The sequence below is a fragment of the Shimazuella sp. NTD247 genome, from assembly GCF_059510415.1.
Window position 1 is genome coordinate 369,193 of sequence record NZ_JCAJZU010000003.1, and the last position, 17,658, is coordinate 386,850.

Here is a 17,658-nt window from a genome sequence, read left to right on the forward strand (position 1 = left end):
AACCAAATAGGAAGCATAAACAATTGGAGCAAAGAAGAAGGTTTTCTATTATGAGAAAAATGTCAGATAATCCTGTATCATCATCGGAAGAATCAGTGATTCAGTGGATCAGAAATCATGCTCATCCGCTTTCTACCATTGACCCCCGAGATCCACTAACAGATCTATCGGAACTTACAAGCATGTTTCAAGATACAAAAGTTGTTGGTTTGGGAGAATCAACCCGTGGCGCTCGCAGTTCTCATCAAATGAATCTAATCAAACATCCTTCATTTTGTGTAGGAAGGTGATTCTGATGCCGTTTTTCACAGTGCCAGATGGGACACGTCTCTATTATGAGGATGTGGGAGAAGGCGAACCACTTCTATTGGTCAGTGGACAAGGATTGGATCATACATTTTGGGATCATATGCGAGATGATTTCACAGATAATTATCGTGTGATCGTTTATGACCAACGAGGGACAGGTCAAAGTGATAAACCATCCACTCCACCTTATACCACTAGTATGTTTGCTCAAGATATAATTGCGCTGCTCGATCATCTAAACATTGAGCGAACGCATGCATATGGCATTTCGATGGGTGGGCGAATATGCCAATGGTTAGGTATCGATCATGGAGATCGTATCGGTTCATTGATATTGGGTGCGACAACGCCAGGGAACTCTCACGGTGTTCGTAGACCAAAATACATTGATAATCTGCTTTCGCAAAGTAATTCGCAGAAAACATGGCTCAATATGTTATCTTTGCTCTACTCTCCTGAGTGGTTAGAATCCAATATGGATATAGTAAAAAAAATGGCCATAAGTTCACCTATTCCCGAATATGCACGAAAATTACATTATCAAGCTAGTGAAGGTCATGATGCCTGGGCACTTTTACCTAATATAAGTGTTCCTACACTTGTAATTCATGGTAGTGAAGATGAAATGAACCCGACTGGCAATGCGTATTTACTTGCTGATCGCATTCCAAATGCTGAGCTGTCTATTATTAATGGCGGGCGGCATGGATATTTTATTGAATTTCAGGAAGAGGTTACTTCAAAGGTTATAGATTTTCTAATGCGTCATCCTTTGTAATGCTGTAGTTTATGAAGCTAAGTAGTCCTATATGACTTTGATTCAAATCATAGATTAAGAAAAGGCAATTTATTATAATAAACAAAAGGTGTAACAAGCTTCTCTACTGAAAGGATTTCCATCATGACCAAAGCCAAGCTCAATGAAAAACTTCTCGAAATTTGGGACGCTGAGCTTCATCTTCCTTTGGTTCGGGAGTATGATTCCGGTCCATCTTGCCTTGAAACGATTTGTATTGAACTTCAAGGTGGATATTCTATCCTGGTATCCCCTGTTGGATTTGAGGTTTTCAATTGTCAGCGAATCCGCCTTAGCGGAGCTAACATCAACCGATCCATAAGCCTTCAGGTCGGAAAGCCAAGGGTAGTGAGGACTGAGGGAATCACGATGGGTGATCCAGTTTGTACAATTACGCTGCTTAAGAAGTAGCAATCGTCCGAGTAGCATCATGCTACTCAGACACACTAATTTAAAAATGTTGTGTGATATTTTAACTAGTGAAATTTGTTTAGAAACTCGATTACCCTATAGTAAAGGAGAAGTACATCAAAACGAGGATTACAAAAAATGAAATAGATGTGGAAACAGCATAAAAGCGAATTTTTCTCATCCAAGGTTGAAACTCGTATTTACTAGGCGTATGTATATAATGGCGGAGATAATAACCAAACATGCCCCCAAAGGCACCAATTCCGAGAAATACGATGACATTAAGCGATGTCCAAAGCGTAGAGTACTGTCCTTGTGAATACAAGTACCCTCCAGTTAACAACTGAGCAACAAGAATCCATTGCAGGATAAAATTTGCCCGATACAGAAGTTGAAGAACGATTCTTTTTGCAAAAATTTTTCTTGTACAAAAAAAGGCAGCAGGAGAAAAAATCCCATTCCTACAGCACCTAGTATATGGATAAAAAGAAGAAATGTAACATTCATAGTATCTCCTATTGATAAAAGAATCTTTAGGAAAGGGAGTTTGTAGTAAAGGCTCCTTTGTCTATTTAAAAGTAGTTATTTTCGGCGGGCAGGTTACTAAGAATAGATTTCTAGCAACCTACCCCAACAACAACGCCGCCACTGCTGGCGAAGAAGCTCTACGTGAAGCTCGAATTAGAATCATATGATTTTAATTTTTCTCTCCGAAAAATACCCAACGATTTTCGCGGGCAACGCATTGAAAATATGCCAAAATATTAATCGGCATCAACCCGTTGAAGTTGTTCTGCTGATTCATTAATCATCTTTTGATAATTTCGACCCCAGACTCGCATTATATCAAAGATGGGTCTTAAGGTATCGCCCAAATCACTTAGTTTATATTCAACTCTTGGAGGAATTTCCGCATAGACCTTTCGGGTAATGATACCGTCTTCCTCCATAGCCCGCAGGTTTTGGGTTAATACCTTTTGACTAATTTCAGGTATTCCTTTTCTTAATTCTCCGAAACGCTTAGAGCCCGTCAACAGATCTCGAATGATGAAGAGCTTCCACTTATTGCCGATCAATCCGATGATCGTCGCAACTGGGCAGACGGGTAATTCCTTCTTCGGTATCATTCCATTTTTCCTCCATTAGTTACCATTTGGTTCCTATATAATAAAAAGGTGCCTACTTTCAAAACGGATATATTGCTTTTATTATAAATCTATCGACATGAAATACAATACTCTTAGAACGAAGGATGATAAAGCAATGAAAAAACAAGTTTATATTGTACATGGAGGCTATGCTTCACCTGCTAAACATTGGTTTCCATGGCTAAAAGAAAAATTAGTAGCAGATGGTAATCAAGCTTCGGTTCTTCACATGCCAAATTCGTCTGACCCCAAGAAAGAAGAATGGGTGGGGGCATTAGCCGATGAGATAAAGTTTTTAGATACCAACACGTATTTTGTAACACATAGTTTAGGGTGTATTACACTATTGAACTATTTAGATGGACTAGATCCATTAACAAACTTTGGAGGTTTTATTCTTGTATCTGGCTATTCTGAACCATTAGCAGCCTTTCCTACACTAGATCCTTTTACAGCTAAAAAAGTGGATTATAGAAAAATAATTTCTGCAACTAATTCACGTGCTGTTATTGCCGCAAAAGATGATTATATGTGCCCTTTCGAACTAACTAAAAAGCTATCAAAACAACTGGATGCTTCCTTCTATCCTGTTGAAAAGGGCGGTCACTTTCGAGGTGTTGATAATTTCATTACTTTTCCATTGGTTTATGATATTTTAAAAGAAATGATGCAAACTTAAAAATATGATTACTCGACTTTGGGCAAATTCGCTAACATTACACCACAACAGCGACCCTGAAACAATAATTGTTATTATATAAATTCTTGTACCCTAAAAACGACGTGAAAAGGATATTTTCACGTCGTTTTAGCGCTATAATGGTTTCGTGAATCCGCTTGGTAACTGAAAGGATGAAGGAGCTAATGGGTGAAAAATATGTCGTGAGAGTCGTTAAAGAGTTTGTTCTGGATCAACAAGACAAAAGAAGAGTATGCAAACCATTAAGAAGTATAGACGTATCATACAAGAATTCATCAACTGGTTAAAACAGACGAATGGAGATGTTGGAAATGTTGACCATTTAACTCGCATGGATATTCAACAATAAATCAATCATTTAGAATCCAAGGGAATCGTGCGCCCGCTATAGAAAACAAGTTCACTGTTGTATCCGTTTTCTGTCAATATCTCGATCAATCAAGCATTCTTTTAGCGATTCGTCATCCTGAATCTCGGAAATTCCGACATATTGTCCCCTCTTAAGCAACTAGTTTTTAGATCGATAGGAACGAAATCGGGTGCTCCGAGAAGTAGAAAGATCCAAACATCTATGAAACATCGCTATTGTCTATCTGTTTCTCTTCACAAAACGCTTGAATCACTTGTGCTTTTATCTCTTCAATAGGAAATTGCTCTGGGTACGTAGCGATCATCAACATGATGCCTTGAAGCGTCGATGAAAAGTACAAGGATCGTTTTATTGGATCTTCCGCCCCTAATTTTGTAAAAATTTCACACTGGAGTTGAAATTGTTTACTATATTCCTCGATCAACTGTTTTCCATATTTGGCTACGACTTCATCTGCTTCTGGATGAGTCTGCAAATGGAGATAAAAGCGAAATATCTCTGGTCTTTGGTGGACGTTATCAATTGCGCCCTTGATGATATATCGCAATTGTTGTACAGGTGTTTTTTGAGAAATCGATGACTGCATCACTTGATTTATTTCTTCGATTCTAGTTTCAGTCATGACTGCAAGTAAATCTTCTTTTCCTTTGAAGTAATTGTAAAGTAATCCTTTGGAGACGCCAGCATGTTTCACGACATCATTTGTTGAAGTAGCATGATATCCTTGTTTTATAAACAGTTCCATTGCAGCATTTTGAATTTTTTCTTTGGCTATTTGTCTGATACGTTCATTTTCTTTTTCTGTACGAGGCACGATTTTATTCCTCCAAAAAATGGGTAATATGCTGATAAAGTTCATGAGGATGCGTTAGCGTCAACATGTGATCAGCATCATTTATATGGACAAACTGAATCTTCGGCACTCTTTGAAAGCATTCCGCGACACGGTGGTTATCGGGAAGTTCTACGTCACCGATGATAAACAGCGTTGGGACTGCTATTTCTTCTAATCTTTTGATAGCTGGTGGCTGTGGCCAAATCGATTCAAATGTATGCCATTCACTTATTTTCATTAAATGATGTCGCATCATCTCAACTAATAAATCACGATGGGGACTATTCATGGTGACCTGATAGAGAGGAGCACACAAAGACAGCTCTATCACTTTTTCCAAATCAGGAAAAGCAGCATTCACTTTTTCCATCCAATTTGTAAATGCTAGTGATCGCTGAAAGCCGGATAATTCCGGGGCAATGAGCACAAGTTTTGCTACTCGCTCGGGGTATTTCAATGTGAAATCTGTTGCTACTTGGCCGCCCATAGAATGTCCGATGATGGTTGCTTGTTTAATCTTAAGATGATCAAGCAGATCGAGCAAGTCTTGAATATAATCGGCAGGTGTTATTGGAGAGGGTGACTTTCCTGCACCGCGTCCGTCTAAGGAGATCACTTGAAATTTTCCAGCTAAAAGTGGAGCAACAAAAGTCCAATCCCGTAAATCGGCACCACCGCTATGCAATAAAATGATCGGGTTTCCTTTGCCGCAGATTTCATAATATAGATCCATTGAAGTCCCTCCATGTATTCATCAATATTAGTTGCATTCTTATTTTATTATTGGTTGGGAGTTCGGTCAATATAAAAATAAAAAAGTATTGATGTACATGAGATACAATGGAAAAAATCCCTTGCCGCATCGGACAGGGGATTTTGACCAAAGAAATTACGAAGGATCTACTTCATCATAGGATAAAGTTACAACTTTGGTATAATCACCTTTTTTGATTTCTTTTTCTGATGCGTTTTGATTTAGTTCTTCTTGATCATCCATCCCGTTTGCAATGGTAGGTTCTTGTTTTTTCTTATCTATTTTGCTCATTAAGACAACTCCTTTTATCTTTAGCTTATCCATTTATGCTTGATTTATCGAAGTTTGAAAAAAGAAAATTGCTATATTTAAAAATCCGATTTGGAGTCATCCCAAGGAGAAACTTTTGTGTCGACTCCTTTTCCGGATTCGATCTGATCGGATATGCCTTTTCCATCTTGCCATTCGGTAACTTTTTCTCCACCTGATTTTGACCAAGGGTTTTGTAATATGTCATCAGAACTGCTCACATTTGAAAACCTCCTATCACCATATTATTTTATTATGAGATAATAGTATTCGAAATGGACAGATAGAGCGGCTTCAATTTCTGCATGCTATGTATTAGACGAGGAGATAGAAATGAGTTATTCGATGAAGGGCTGTACACATTTTTGATCGGGATCTGGTTGTAAAATAGGATTCTTGTGGGATATCTATAGATTACAAGTGTAATTAAGTAATTACTACAAAGGAAAATAAAAAAGGACCCCATTAATAGGAAGTCCCTTTTACGATAAATATATTTATAAATTACAGCATGATTCATATTGGTATTAATTTAACGGACAGCTTCTCTCATATACTCATCAACTTGATCAAAAAAAGACTGAAATTCCGATGCCATGTCTTTCCAACCATTACATATCATCCATTCGGTTAGATTCGCCATATGTGGACGTTTATTTGGATGGTCTTCTTGGAATCCTTGCTCAAGAAGCGGTTTCATTCGACCAATCATTTGAAATCCCAAAGTAAGGATATCAAATTGGCTTTTTGCAAGCGGTATCAAATATTTTAAGCTATTACATTCACGTGTCCATGATTTGAGTATTCGGCGTTTGGTGAAGGATATTTTCTTCATAGTAATTACAATTTTTCACCTCTTTGTGCGTATTTTGGGAGATATTATATCATTTTGCCACAAATCGTTGTTTTTTGTCGAATGATTTGTAATACAAAAATAACTTTTTTATTATTTAACTGAAATATACAAATTTATATTTTGCAGGAATGATAAGGAGCAATATTCTTTTTGAATGATGAATTTAATAAATAAGTCTTTTGTTTCGATAATAATTATTCGATGGATTTTTTTATGATTAGCATTGGAAGTACGTACGGGGGATTGCAAGTAGTATCTGCATGGAAAGGGGGACCTTGATAGTCGAAAATGGATTAGAAAACAACTTGACGAAAGGAGGAAGAAGTAGATGAGAGATCAAAAAAGCGGGTATGGATCTTGTCCAAATGACTAAGGTTGTCCAGCAGGGTTTACATTAGATGTTATAACATGCGAGCGAGAAAACCCACGGTTTAAATCATGGGATGAAAGCGAGCGTTGAACTAGGGGAAGGAATTTTCCTTCACTAGTTCAACCTTTGGAAAAAAGCAAGTTTACAAACAAACATTCCCATGGTAATATATGTATAGTTGTGACAGACGAAAACCAAGTTTGCTCGCGGCAAAGAAGAAATCAACAAACATAACCGTGGGGCGCACGGGGTTAGCTTGGTAATGAAATAGTCATGAGGCTATCGTCCCAAGAATCCAACGGCTTTAGCCGTATGGAGTTGTCAATGGCGGCAAAATATCATTTAATGGTCGGTCCAAAACGTTTTAATGCGTTTCGCAGGATATGCCCAATCATTACTCAGCGGATGCTCACTTTGCAGTTGCGTGAGTTTGAGAAAGACGGTATTGTGCATCGAGAAGTTTTTAATCAAGTTCCACCCGAGGTGGAGTATTCCTTAACAGACTTTGGCAAACTTTAATTCCTATTATTACTGCGATGAAAGAATGGAAGAAACGTATAAGAAAATCCGAAGTTCATCTGAACAACAATCATCTGCGAAGCAAGCACATAGTATGGAGAAAAATGGTCACACTTCATAAGATAATCTACTTTTGTTGTTGAACCTGTTTTGTCCAAAAGTGACTTATTAAGCTGACTTTTGGACTGTTTTTGTAATTCCTATAACAGAACGGAAAATTCCTATACTTCAATATTTGATTGTTGCAACCAATTTTCTAAATGTATTAGTTGGGGATTTATTTTGCGTAGAACTTCCATATCGGAATGATAACCATTTTGAACAAAAAATTGCGTTGCTTTTATTCCATCATGTTCGTGTTCCGACTTTGGTGGTTCAGTCGGATACTGAACTAGAACTCCAAAATGGCTGCTAATTTTTTTTGCAAGTTGTTGTACAGTAAGTTCATCTCCAGCGATATCAAGGGATTTTCCTATGAATGAATTTGGATTTTCAAATGCTTTCCGAACAAATACTCCAATATCTTCTGTGGCAATCATTTGGACTTTTGTTTCTGGAGTCCCTTTGTAAGGCAGCATTATTTTCCCTTCTTCCCTCTTCAGTGTAAATTTGAAATTTTCCATAAACATTACTGGACGGAAAATGGTTGCTGGGAGATCCAGTAATTTGATGTACTGTTCGATTTTATTTTTATTTTCAAATGCTGTTATTCCTATGTTTCGATTAGCGCCAGCAGCAGAACTATAAACAAAATGGGATATGCCTAGCTCTTTCGCGCATTTAGCAAGATTTTCTCCATGTCGTATTTCTTTTTCCAAATCATGAATATCCAATGCTTGAACGCTGAATACCCCATAACTATCTTTCATCGCTTTTAAAATCGAGGATTTGTCATCCAGATCTCCTTGAATAATTTCCATGCCTTGTTTGGCGAGTGCTTGGGAAGAGGACCTTTTCGGATCGCGTACCAATGCACGAACCTGCCATCCATGTGTGTTTAATTGTCTAGCAACTGCTCCCCCTTGTTGTCCAGTCGCGCCTATTACTAAAATTTTTTTGGATAGAGTCATATTGTAATCTCTCCTGCTCTTATATTTGAAGAATATGTATTGATAGTGTAATTGCTGAAGAATATTATTTAAAGAAGGCAATATTTTTTTACCTTGTTTCCAAAAGGAAACTTACTATCTTTTTGTAAGGGTGAATAACATGGAGACAAATGCAGTAGAAGAGCAGTGTCTTTTTTCTATTCTTCAAGCTTCTCAGGTTCTTGGCGGAAAGTGGTCATTTTTAGTGTTAGGTCAACTTTTTTGTGAGGATTATCAGCGTTTCAATCAACTCCGCAGAAAATTGGACAACATCAGTACAAAGTCTTTAACAGATACACTGCGTCATTTGGAACAAAATGAAGTCATACAACGCAAAGTGTACCCGACGGTCCCTGTCACTGTAGAATATTCATTAACTGACAAAGGAAAAGATTTTCGAAATGTGATTATGGAAATGCGTAAATGGGGAGAAAAATGGGCAGGAAAATAGGTGAACCAGTTACAATGTTGTAACTGGTTCATTTGATCTTAGTTGTAACTAGAAAGTCGAGGTTTTCGGAAGACAGTATAGCTGTTTTTCGTATGCAGATTTGTAATGGTTATGGTTTTACCATTGTGAACTTCCTTGAATTGACGATTATCTGGAAAATGAAGATATGTTGTATTGTTTTCTACCCAGCATTTAACCCCTTCTCGTATATAGGAAGGCTTTCCGTTTGGAAAGTAAAAGTTTTCATCCATTATGCCTCGATTTCCAGTAGATCTTCAGTAGATTTTATTAAATATAAGGAAGAAGGTAAAGGGAAGTTTGTAGCTGGTTCTATTACTGTAAATAATGAGATTTGAAGGTTACTAGTAGGCATCTTAGATAGTCAGAAAACCAATCACGTATGAAAAAGGAACAGTTGCATGTCCAGAATAATGACATCGTCTGTTCCTTGTTCTTATTTAAAGTGGATGGCTTAGATCGATTCAAGTTGACTTATATCCAGCTTTTTCATCTTTAAAAATGCTTTCGTAAGTCTGTCTATTGTATCTTGATCACTGGAAAACATCATTTCGTCCATTTTTCGAGGCACGATTTGCCATGAAACTTTAAATTTATCCTTTAACCAACCGCACTGTTCAGCTTCTGGTACTGCAGAAAGTTTTTCCCAATAATAGTCGATCTCCGCCTGATTTTCACAATATACTAAGAACGAAATTGCTTCGTTAAAGGAAAAATCATGGCTATGGGCACTATCCATCGCAGTAAATTTCTGACCTTCCAGCGTAAAGGAGGCATGCTTTACTGCTCCTGCTGTATCAGGTTCTTCTCTTTCTCCATAGTGCATGATGTGTTCTAATCTGGCATCTTTAAAAACAGAAAGATAAAAATATATTGCCTCTTCTGTTTTGCCACACTGATCACCTACAAATAGAAGGGAAGGGGTGATTTTTTGGGTTGTTTTCTCGTTACTGTGCATGATTTGCCAGGAAAGCCCATATTTATCTTGAAGCCAACCAAATCGATCGCTAAAAGGATAAGAGCCTAGTGGCATAAGTGTTACTCCATCTTTCCCTAGTTTACTCCACAAAGAATTAATCTCTTCTATATCGCTAGATTGGACTATAAAGGAAATTGAAGGATTAAAGGAGAACAAAGGTCCAGCATTAATCGCTTGAAATGCCTGTCCAGCAAGTGTAAATGAGACTATATCTGTATCACCAGACGGTGTGTTATGCAAGGTTGCGGTGTTGGTGATTTTTGAGTTTTCACCAAATATAGATGTATAAAATGCAGCTGCTTCTTTGGCTTCTTTGTCAAACCACAAGTGTGGAACAATTTTTTGCATTTTCCATCCTCCTTAGTTGTATTGTATCATGTTTATACACACATGGAAAAATTTACCGATAAGGAATGGAAATGATTGAATAAATTAGTATATATAAGTGCTATTTGGCGGAATAGTAATACTATTAGAGGATGTGGGATTGATTTGAAGTATTATGAAACAAAAAATCCAGATCAGGTTCTCCCGACTGGATTCGTTTGCATATATCCAATTAAACACGAGTTACTTTGCCGGATTTAAGAGCCTTTGTACTTACATAAACACGTTTTGGTTTTCCGTCAACCAAAATGCGGACTTTTTGTACATTGACGCCCCATTTTTTACGGCTTTTACGATTGGAGTGACTTACATTATTACCTGCATGTCCTTGTTTTCCTGTGATAAAGCAACGACGAGCCATTGATACACCTCCTAACACTAACGCTAGCCATTGTAGCATATTCTAGGGTCTTCTTGCAATGTACTTTCCTTCTTCTAGCCGTTTATTGTACAATGTACAAAAGCAAACATAGAAATATATTCAATTTCAGGGGATTTGTTTTATTTGTTCCCATTAAACCAAAAATACTATTATGTCTAACTGATTAAGGAAGGTTGATGAAATGAGTTTACAACTTACGAACCAACTCGGTCACATCAAAATTTCCAATGATGTGATTGCAACACTTGCTGGAGTTGCTGCAATGGAATGTTACGGTTTGGTAGGAATGGCTTCCCGAAGTCAATTGCGTGATGGTATTACAGAATTACTCGGTCGAGATAATTTGGCTAGAGGTATTGAAGTACATACAAGTCAAGATTTGGTTACAGTTGATATGCATATTGTTGTAGGATACGGTACGAAAATCTCGGAAGTAGCAAAAGGTGTTCAATCCAAAGTGAAATACACACTACATGAATTAGTAGGTATAGAAGTAGAGCATGTGAACGTGTTTATACAAGGTGTACGACTGGTAAATGAAGACTAAGGAGGGCCTCGGTTGGAACTAGCAAAGATTAACGCACAACTCTTTCTCTCTATGATGAGAGCTGGGGCAACAGAACTGACCAATAATGTAGAAAAAGTAAATGCACTCAATGTTTTTCCAGTCCCAGATGGAGATACCGGAACAAATATGAATTTGACGATCACATCAGGGGTCGCAGAAATGGAAAAGAAAGCTGACGTGCCTACGGTAGGAAAGTTGGCGGAAGCGCTTTCAAAAGGGCTTTTGATGGGAGCAAGAGGAAATTCAGGAGTTATTTTATCTCAGTTATTTCGTGGATTTTCAAAATCAGTTGCTTCCTATGACGTGATTGGTGCCAAAGAATTGGCGGAAGCATTCCAAGCAGGTGTGGATACTGCCTATAAGGCGGTTATCAAGCCAGTGGAGGGAACCATTTTAACAGTTGCAAGAGAAGCAGCAGCTGCTGGTATGTTTCGTGCTCGTGCTGCCAATTATCCCATAGAAGTTTTAGAAGCAGTGATAGAAGAAGCCAAAAAATCACTGGCAAGAACCCCAGACTTTTTACCTGTATTGAAACAGACAGGGGTGGTCGATGCCGGAGGACAGGGGCTATTATTTGTATATGAAGGAATGAGAAAAATATTGTCAGGAGAACAATCTTCTATCGAATTAAAGCCTGTTTCTCATCTACCAACTTTAGAAGATTTGGCTCATGAAGCTCATGCAGGAGCGAATATCGATCCAGCAACAATCATTAATGGATATTGTACTGAATTTATGATACTGCTGACTACCAGCAGAAGATCGACAAGAGACTTTCATGAAGCTCATTTTCGTGAAGAGATTTCGCAATATGGAGACTCCGTACTGGTAGTTTCAGATGATGAATTGGTCAAAGTACATATACATGCAGAGCATCCTGGCGACGCTTTAAACTATGCATCAAAATATGGAGATTTAACACGGATAAAAATCGATAATATGCGAGAGCAATTTGAAAACGTTACCGGAGTGACAGCAATCCATCAAGACCCAAAACAGAAGTCTCATCAAACGAATTCGAAGTCATCTGCAAAAAAAGCTTATGGAATTGTTGCTGTAGCTACTGGTCAAGGGATCAGCGATATTTTTGAAAGTATAGGAGTAGATGTTGTAATAACAGGTGGTCAATCGATGAATCCGAGTACAGAAGACTTAGTCAAAGCAGTGGAGTCTATTTCATCGGAACATGTTTTGATTTTACCCAACAACAAAAATATCATTCTCACTGCAGAGCAAGTAAAAGATGTTGTAGATGTTCCAGTTACTGTTATTCCTACAAAAACAATTCCTCAAGGTTTATCCGCATTACTCGCTTTTGATGAAGAAAAAGAGATTGCTGAAAATGAAAAGAAAATGAATCAGGCTCTTACTTCTGTACAATCGGGTGAGGTAACGTATGCAGTAAGAGATACTGTTGTAGATGAGGTGAATATCGAAAAAAATGATTTTCTTGGTATTCGGGAAGGGAAAATTATAACTGCTGGTAAAAATATGTTGGAAACAGCATATGATTTGTTGTCCAATATGATGACATCTGAAACAGAAGTAGTTACTTTGTTATTCGGTGAAGACGTATCGGAAGAGGAAACCGATGAGCTTGTCCATAAATTAACAAAGGCTTATCCAGATGTGGAATATGAAGTATATGAAGGTGGACAACCGTTATATTATTTCTTGTTTGCAGTGGAATAGACACTAGGAGGAACCGCATTGGCTCGAGTTCATGTTTTTACTGACAGTACAGCAGATATCCCCAAAGAGCTTCAAGAAGAGTTACAAATAAACGTCATTCCCTTAAAAGTTCATTTAGATAATCAATCCTATTTGGATGGTGTAACCCTAACTCCGGAAGAATTTTATAAACGACTAGAAGTAGCAGAAAAATTGCCAACTACATCACAACCATCTCCAATGGATTTTTGCGATGCTTATAAAAAAGCTGTGGAACAAGGGGCAGAAGCAATTATTTCTATTCATTTATCTTCCGCATTGAGCGGTACATATCAGTCTGCCGTTTTAGCCAAAGGAATGCTTGAGGAAGATACTGATGTCCCTTTAACGGTAGTTGATTCAAAGTCAGCATCTTATGGAATAGGAGTAATTGTTTCAGCGGTTGCTCGAGCAGCAGTAGCTGGAAAGAATTTGGAAGAATGTGTTCAAGTAGCAGAATACTATATTCAAAATCAACAAATTTATTTCCTTGTTGATAACTTGGAGTATTTGAAAAAAGGTGGACGCATTGGCAAAGCAGCTGCGGTGGTAGGTTCATTATTGAATATAAAACCTATTTTATCTATCAGTAAAGATGGCGAAATTTACGCAGTAGAAAAAGTACGTGGAAAAAATAAAGCATTTGGTCGTATACTAGAACTAATAAAAGAAAACATTCCAGCAGGACCTATTTCTGCTACCGTCATCCATGCAGATGCAAAAGAAGAGGCAGATCGTTGGATGCAGGTTTTGGATGATTTACCTGAGTATGAAATTCAAGAAAAAGTAATTTCTTCTATCGGTCCGGTTATCGGAACCCACACAGGAGGAGCAACAGTAGCATATATTCTTGTACCTTTGAAGAAAGAATGATGTGAAATGAAGTATCGTACTGTATTTGACATAATTGGTCCAGTAATGATTGGTCCCTCTAGTTCTCACACAGCAGGAGCAGCAAGAATTGGAAGAACCGCAAGAACGATCTTTGGACGTACTCCAAAAGATATTGTCATTACTTTGTATGGTTCTTTTGCAAAAACCTATCGAGGACACGGAACAGATATTGCACTAGTTGGTGGTTTATTAAACTTTGATACGTATGATGAACGTATACCTCATTCACTGCAAATCGCAGCAAAAGCAGGAATAAGTGTTCGATTTGTCGAATCAGAAGAAGTAACCGATCATCCAAATACAGCTCGTATTCATCTTTCTGATGAGAAAGGGCAACTGGAAATAGTAGGTATTTCCATTGGCGGAGGAAAGACAGAAATTATTGAACTAAATGGTTTTGAGTTAAAATTATCTGGTAACGCTCCTACTCTTCTTGTGCTGCATAAAGATCAGTATGGTGCTGTGGCAGATGTGGCGAGCCTTTTAGCAAAACATCAAATAAATATTGGATACATGCAGGTAGCTCGAAAGGAGAAAGGCTTGGAAGCTCTGATGTCTATTGAGACTGATCAGCCTATTTCACAAGAGTTATTAGAAGAGATACGCCAAAAGTCTGGTATGTACTCTGCTACGGTATTAAATAATTAGAACCACCGCTTCCGTCGGTGGTTTCTGATTGATTTCTTTCACACAAAGATCTTGGAGAGGAGTGGATACACATGCAATTTCGGAGTGTAGCAGAATTAGTAGAACTAGCTGAAGGGCAAGGACTAAAAATATCAGAAGTTATGCTTCAACAAGAATCCGATGTAATGAACCGTTCCAAAGAAGAAATTTGGGAAGAAATGGGCAGAAATTTAGATGTGATGGGGCAAGCAGTTGAACGTGGATTGTCTGAAGAAGTTCGTTCATCGAGCGGTTTATCAGGTGGAGACGCAAAAAAGATTAAACAATATAAGGAGCGTTCCGAAATTATTCTCTCTGGAGAAACCGTCTTGGATGCCGTTGCAAGTGCAACCGCTGTGTCAGAAGTCAATGCAGCGATGGGGATTATTGTAGCAACTCCTACCGCAGGAGCATGTGGGATTTTACCAGGAACGATTTTTACTACTGCGAAAAAATTTAATCTAAATCGAGATGAAATGATAGCAGGATTATTTGTATCTGGTGCAATTGGTTATTGTATTGCAAATAATGCTTGTATCTCAGGTGCAACAGGTGGATGCCAAGCGGAGGTAGGAAGTGCAACCGCGATGGCAGCTGCTGCGGTTGTAGAGATGGCAGGGGGCACTCCTGCTCAATCAGCAGAAGCAGTAGCCATTGCCTTGAAAAATATGTTGGGATTGGTCTGTGATCCGATAGCTGGCCTAGTAGAGGCCCCTTGTGTTAAAAGAAATGCGATGGGAGCAGCAATTGCCATGGTTGCAGCAGATTTGGCACTTGCCGGTGTAAAAAGTATCATACCTACCGATGAAGTAATTGGAGCAATGTATAAAATCGGACAGGAAATGCCGGTAGCCTTACGAGAAACAGCACTTGGTGGTTTAGCAGCAACTCCTACAGGTCGATCTTTGGAAAGACAAATATTCAATATACAAAGGGAGAAGAATGAATAATCCATTGAGTAGCCCCGTATCTGTATTACCTGGAGTAGGACCAGAACGGGCATTGAATTTATCAGAGATTGGTATCTATACGATTTTTGATTTGTTGACTTATTATCCGTTTCGATATGACGACTTTCGTGTCGTTTCACCTGTCGATGCACCACATAATGAAAGAGTAACGTTTAGAGGTGTTATCTCCAGCAATCCAAGTATTCGCTGGTATGGAAAAAAACAGTCCCGCCTTACACTGAAACTAGAAGTAGAAGGGATTCCAATAACAGTAGCTTGGTTTAATCAACATTTTTTAAAATCAAAACTTTTGGTTGGATCAACAATCATGGTTACAGGAAAATGGGATCGAGAGAAACTGCAAATAATCGGAGAGAGAACATTTGTTAGTGAAAAGGAACAAGAAATGCATCAGAATCAGTTAGAGCCTGTCTATTCTGTTACCAGTAAAATTCGGATATCATGGCTTAGGAAATTGATTTATGATGCCTTTACGGAATATGGCAAACAAATAGAAGAAGTTCTTCCAGAGACTCTCCGATCCAAATATCGATTAATTCCTAGAGCTAAAGCGATGTATCTTCTTCATTTCCCGAAAGATCTACAAGATGGCCATCAAGCAAGACGTACAATCGTTTACGAAGAATTATTTTTATATGAATGTCGTTTGATGTGGACAAGATTACAAGATCGTCAGGAAAACGCAGGAATTAAAAGAGAGATACCAACAGAAAAATTGGAAGCAATGTTTCATAGTTTAGCTTTTCCATTGACATCTGCACAGCAAAGAGTAGTAGAAGAGATTTGCCATGACTTACAAGCTCCTTATCAGATGAATCGATTGCTGCAAGGAGATGTTGGTTCTGGAAAGACGGTTGTAGCAGCTATAGCGCTTTATGCCAATTACTTATCAGGTTATCAAGGTGCATTGATGGTGCCGACTGAAATATTAGCAGATCAGCATGCAGCTTCTCTTGGTTCACTCTTAAATCCTTTTGGGATACAAGTCGTCACTCTTACAGGAAACATGACTGCCGCGAATCGTCGGGAAGTTTTAGGCCAGATACAAATGGGATTAGCTGATATCGTGGTAGGCACACATGCGTTGATTCAAGAAAAGGTTATTTATCGTAGCCTTGGTTTAGTAATTACCGATGAACAGCATCGTTTTGGAGTGAAACAACGAGCTTCATTACGAGAAAAAGGAGAAACACCAGACGTACTAATGATGACTGCTACACCTATTCCTCGTACATTAGCGATTTCGGTTTATGGTGAAATGGATGTTTCTATCATTGATGAAATGCCTGCAGGAAGAGAACCCATCACTACTTATTGGGTAAAAAAAGAATCTTGGAAAAGAATCATTTCTTTTGTAGAAAAAGAATGTAAGACAGGTAAACAAGCATATATTATTTGCCCGCTTATTGAGGAATCGGAAAAACTAGACTTGGCAAATGCAGTGGAGTTATTTGAACAAGTGACAATGGAGTTATCTCCAATTCGTGTTGGATTGTTTCATGGAAGAATGAGTTCACTTGAAAAAGAAGAAATAATGGGACTATATGAGCAAAATGAAATACAAGTCCTCATCTCTACAACTGTCATCGAGGTAGGAGTTAATGTTCCAAATGCCACTGTAATGGTCATTTATGATGCTGATCGTTTTGGTTTAGCTCAATTACATCAATTGCGGGGAAGAGTGGGTAGAGGAGGTGGAGCTTCTACTTGTATTCTTGTAGCAAATCCAAAATCAGAAACTGGGAAAGAGCGAATGGAGATTATGACCGAAACCACTGATGGATTTGTGATTTCTGAAAGAGATCTCAAAATGAGAGGCCCTGGTGATTTTTTAGGAGTAAAGCAGAGTGGCCTTCCGGAGTTTCGATTAGCTGATCTAACGCGAGATCAACATATTTTAGAGGTAGCAAGAGAAGACGCGAAAGTGTTTATTTATGATGGAGATTGGAAATCCCATCCATTGCTAGTGGAACAATTAAGGAATAATGTGGACATGTTATTGGACTGAAAATATAGAATACAATTTCAACAAAGAAGCAGAATTATGCTTCTTTTTCTTGCATTTTAAGGGAATTGAACGAAAGTTACAACTAATTGATGGGCATCGGAATTCAATTGACAAAACAAATATTTTCCTTTTAATATATTAAAACAAGCTATTAATTTT

General features: G+C 38.1%; 22 protein-coding genes and 1 pseudogene. 12 read left to right on the forward strand and 11 right to left on the reverse strand.

Going from position 1 to position 17,658, the window contains the following annotated elements; genetic code table 11:
* Positions 1 to 50 precede the first annotated feature (50 nt).
* From AC5WOC_RS10250 to AC5WOC_RS10260, 3 genes are all read left to right on the forward strand, one after another.
* Positions 51 to 290, forward strand: a complete 240-nt coding sequence (locus AC5WOC_RS10250) for a hypothetical protein (protein WP_496055310.1) — start codon at positions 51 to 53, stop codon at positions 288 to 290.
* A gap of 5 nt (positions 291 to 295) precedes the next feature.
* Positions 296 to 1,087, forward strand: a complete 792-nt coding sequence (locus AC5WOC_RS10255; RefSeq protein WP_496055311.1) for an alpha/beta fold hydrolase — start codon at positions 296 to 298, stop codon at positions 1,085 to 1,087.
* A gap of 123 nt (positions 1,088 to 1,210) precedes the next feature.
* Entirely contained in the window at positions 1,211 to 1,516 is a 306-nt protein-coding gene (locus AC5WOC_RS10260) for a hypothetical protein (protein WP_496055312.1), read from the forward strand.
* A 91-nt stretch (positions 1,517 to 1,607) separates the two neighbouring features.
* Here the strand turns inward: AC5WOC_RS10260 and AC5WOC_RS10265 are convergent, their stop codons facing one another.
* From AC5WOC_RS10265 to AC5WOC_RS10275, 3 genes are all read right to left on the reverse strand, one after another.
* Positions 1,608 to 1,841: a hypothetical protein gene (locus tag AC5WOC_RS10265; protein WP_496055313.1), complete on the reverse strand. Its 234-nt coding sequence runs from the start codon at positions 1,839 to 1,841 to the stop codon at positions 1,608 to 1,610.
* Between the two features lie 11 nt (positions 1,842 to 1,852).
* A complete protein-coding gene (locus tag AC5WOC_RS10270; RefSeq protein WP_496055314.1) occupies positions 1,853 to 2,023 on the reverse strand; it encodes a hypothetical protein in 171 nt (56 codons plus the stop codon).
* Positions 2,024 to 2,280: 257 nt separating this feature from the next.
* Positions 2,281 to 2,643, reverse strand: coding sequence for a winged helix-turn-helix transcriptional regulator (locus tag AC5WOC_RS10275; protein WP_496055315.1), 363 nt, complete (start codon positions 2,641 to 2,643; stop codon positions 2,281 to 2,283).
* Between the two features lie 136 nt (positions 2,644 to 2,779).
* Here AC5WOC_RS10275 and AC5WOC_RS10280 point away from each other — a divergent pair, with 136 nt between their 5' ends.
* Positions 2,780 to 3,343 carry an RBBP9/YdeN family alpha/beta hydrolase gene (locus tag AC5WOC_RS10280; RefSeq protein WP_496055316.1) on the forward strand — a complete coding sequence of 188 codons (564 nt, stop codon included), beginning with the start codon at positions 2,780 to 2,782 and terminating at the stop codon, positions 3,341 to 3,343.
* A gap of 590 nt (positions 3,344 to 3,933) precedes the next feature.
* Here AC5WOC_RS10280 and AC5WOC_RS10285 read toward each other — a convergent pair.
* From AC5WOC_RS10285 to AC5WOC_RS10305, 5 genes are all read right to left on the reverse strand, one after another.
* Positions 3,934 to 4,548, reverse strand: coding sequence for a TetR/AcrR family transcriptional regulator (locus AC5WOC_RS10285; protein WP_496055317.1), 615 nt, complete (start codon positions 4,546 to 4,548; stop codon positions 3,934 to 3,936).
* 4 nt (positions 4,549 to 4,552) lie between these two features.
* Positions 4,553 to 5,302: an alpha/beta fold hydrolase gene (locus AC5WOC_RS10290; protein ID WP_496055318.1), complete on the reverse strand. Its 750-nt coding sequence runs from the start codon at positions 5,300 to 5,302 to the stop codon at positions 4,553 to 4,555.
* Positions 5,303 to 5,458: 156 nt separating this feature from the next.
* On the reverse strand, positions 5,459 to 5,614 hold the full coding sequence (locus tag AC5WOC_RS10295; protein WP_496055319.1) for a hypothetical protein: 156 nt from the start codon (positions 5,612 to 5,614) through the stop codon (positions 5,459 to 5,461).
* A gap of 77 nt (positions 5,615 to 5,691) precedes the next feature.
* Complete coding sequence (locus AC5WOC_RS10300; protein WP_496055320.1) at positions 5,692 to 5,853, reverse strand: hypothetical protein; 162 nt, start codon at positions 5,851 to 5,853, stop codon at positions 5,692 to 5,694.
* 311 nt (positions 5,854 to 6,164) lie between these two features.
* Positions 6,165 to 6,467, reverse strand: coding sequence for a hypothetical protein (locus tag AC5WOC_RS10305; protein ID WP_496055321.1), 303 nt, complete (start codon positions 6,465 to 6,467; stop codon positions 6,165 to 6,167).
* A gap of 727 nt (positions 6,468 to 7,194) precedes the next feature.
* Between AC5WOC_RS10305 and AC5WOC_RS10310 the strand changes: the two are divergent.
* Positions 7,195 to 7,520 (forward strand): annotated as a pseudogene (locus tag AC5WOC_RS10310) (winged helix-turn-helix transcriptional regulator); the annotation flags it as partial.
* A gap of 78 nt (positions 7,521 to 7,598) precedes the next feature.
* Here the strand turns inward: AC5WOC_RS10310 and AC5WOC_RS10315 are convergent.
* Positions 7,599 to 8,447, reverse strand: coding sequence for an NmrA/HSCARG family protein (locus AC5WOC_RS10315; protein WP_496055322.1), 849 nt, complete (start codon positions 8,445 to 8,447; stop codon positions 7,599 to 7,601).
* 139 nt (positions 8,448 to 8,586) lie between these two features.
* Here AC5WOC_RS10315 and AC5WOC_RS10320 point away from each other — a divergent pair, with 139 nt between their 5' ends.
* Positions 8,587 to 8,916 carry a winged helix-turn-helix transcriptional regulator gene (locus AC5WOC_RS10320; RefSeq protein WP_496055323.1) on the forward strand — a complete coding sequence of 110 codons (330 nt, stop codon included), beginning with the start codon at positions 8,587 to 8,589 and terminating at the stop codon, positions 8,914 to 8,916.
* Between the two features lie 472 nt (positions 8,917 to 9,388).
* Here AC5WOC_RS10320 and AC5WOC_RS10325 read toward each other — a convergent pair whose 3' ends face one another.
* Entirely contained in the window at positions 9,389 to 10,261 is an 873-nt protein-coding gene (locus AC5WOC_RS10325) for a VOC family protein (protein ID WP_496055324.1), read from the reverse strand.
* Positions 10,262 to 10,472: 211 nt separating this feature from the next.
* Positions 10,473 to 10,661 carry a 50S ribosomal protein L28 gene (rpmB, locus tag AC5WOC_RS10330; protein ID WP_028778351.1) on the reverse strand — a complete coding sequence of 63 codons (189 nt, stop codon included), beginning with the start codon at positions 10,659 to 10,661 and terminating at the stop codon, positions 10,473 to 10,475.
* A gap of 202 nt (positions 10,662 to 10,863) precedes the next feature.
* On the opposite strand from rpmB, the gene AC5WOC_RS10335 reads away from it, so the two are divergent.
* From AC5WOC_RS10335 to recG, 6 genes are all read left to right on the forward strand, one after another.
* Positions 10,864 to 11,229, forward strand: coding sequence for an Asp23/Gls24 family envelope stress response protein (locus AC5WOC_RS10335; protein WP_496055325.1), 366 nt, complete (start codon positions 10,864 to 10,866; stop codon positions 11,227 to 11,229).
* A 12-nt stretch (positions 11,230 to 11,241) separates the two neighbouring features.
* On the forward strand, positions 11,242 to 12,942 hold the full coding sequence (locus tag AC5WOC_RS10340) for a DAK2 domain-containing protein (RefSeq protein WP_496055326.1): 1,701 nt from the start codon (positions 11,242 to 11,244) through the stop codon (positions 12,940 to 12,942).
* Positions 12,943 to 12,960: 18 nt separating this feature from the next.
* On the forward strand, positions 12,961 to 13,833 hold the full coding sequence (locus AC5WOC_RS10345) for a DegV family protein (protein WP_496055327.1): 873 nt from the start codon (positions 12,961 to 12,963) through the stop codon (positions 13,831 to 13,833).
* Between the two features lie 6 nt (positions 13,834 to 13,839).
* A complete protein-coding gene (gene sdaAB / locus AC5WOC_RS10350) occupies positions 13,840 to 14,502 on the forward strand; it encodes an L-serine ammonia-lyase, iron-sulfur-dependent subunit beta (protein WP_496055328.1) in 663 nt (220 codons plus the stop codon).
* A gap of 71 nt (positions 14,503 to 14,573) precedes the next feature.
* Positions 14,574 to 15,470 carry an L-serine ammonia-lyase, iron-sulfur-dependent, subunit alpha gene (sdaAA, locus tag AC5WOC_RS10355; RefSeq protein WP_496055329.1) on the forward strand — a complete coding sequence of 299 codons (897 nt, stop codon included), beginning with the start codon at positions 14,574 to 14,576 and terminating at the stop codon, positions 15,468 to 15,470.
* The gene (gene recG, locus AC5WOC_RS10360) at positions 15,463 to 17,499 is read left to right on the forward strand and encodes an ATP-dependent DNA helicase RecG (RefSeq protein WP_496055330.1); all 2,037 of its coding nucleotides are present in this window, start codon (positions 15,463 to 15,465) and stop codon (positions 17,497 to 17,499) included. Before sdaAA ends, recG begins: the two co-directional genes overlap by 8 nt.
* Positions 17,500 to 17,658: the final 159 nt, after the last annotated feature.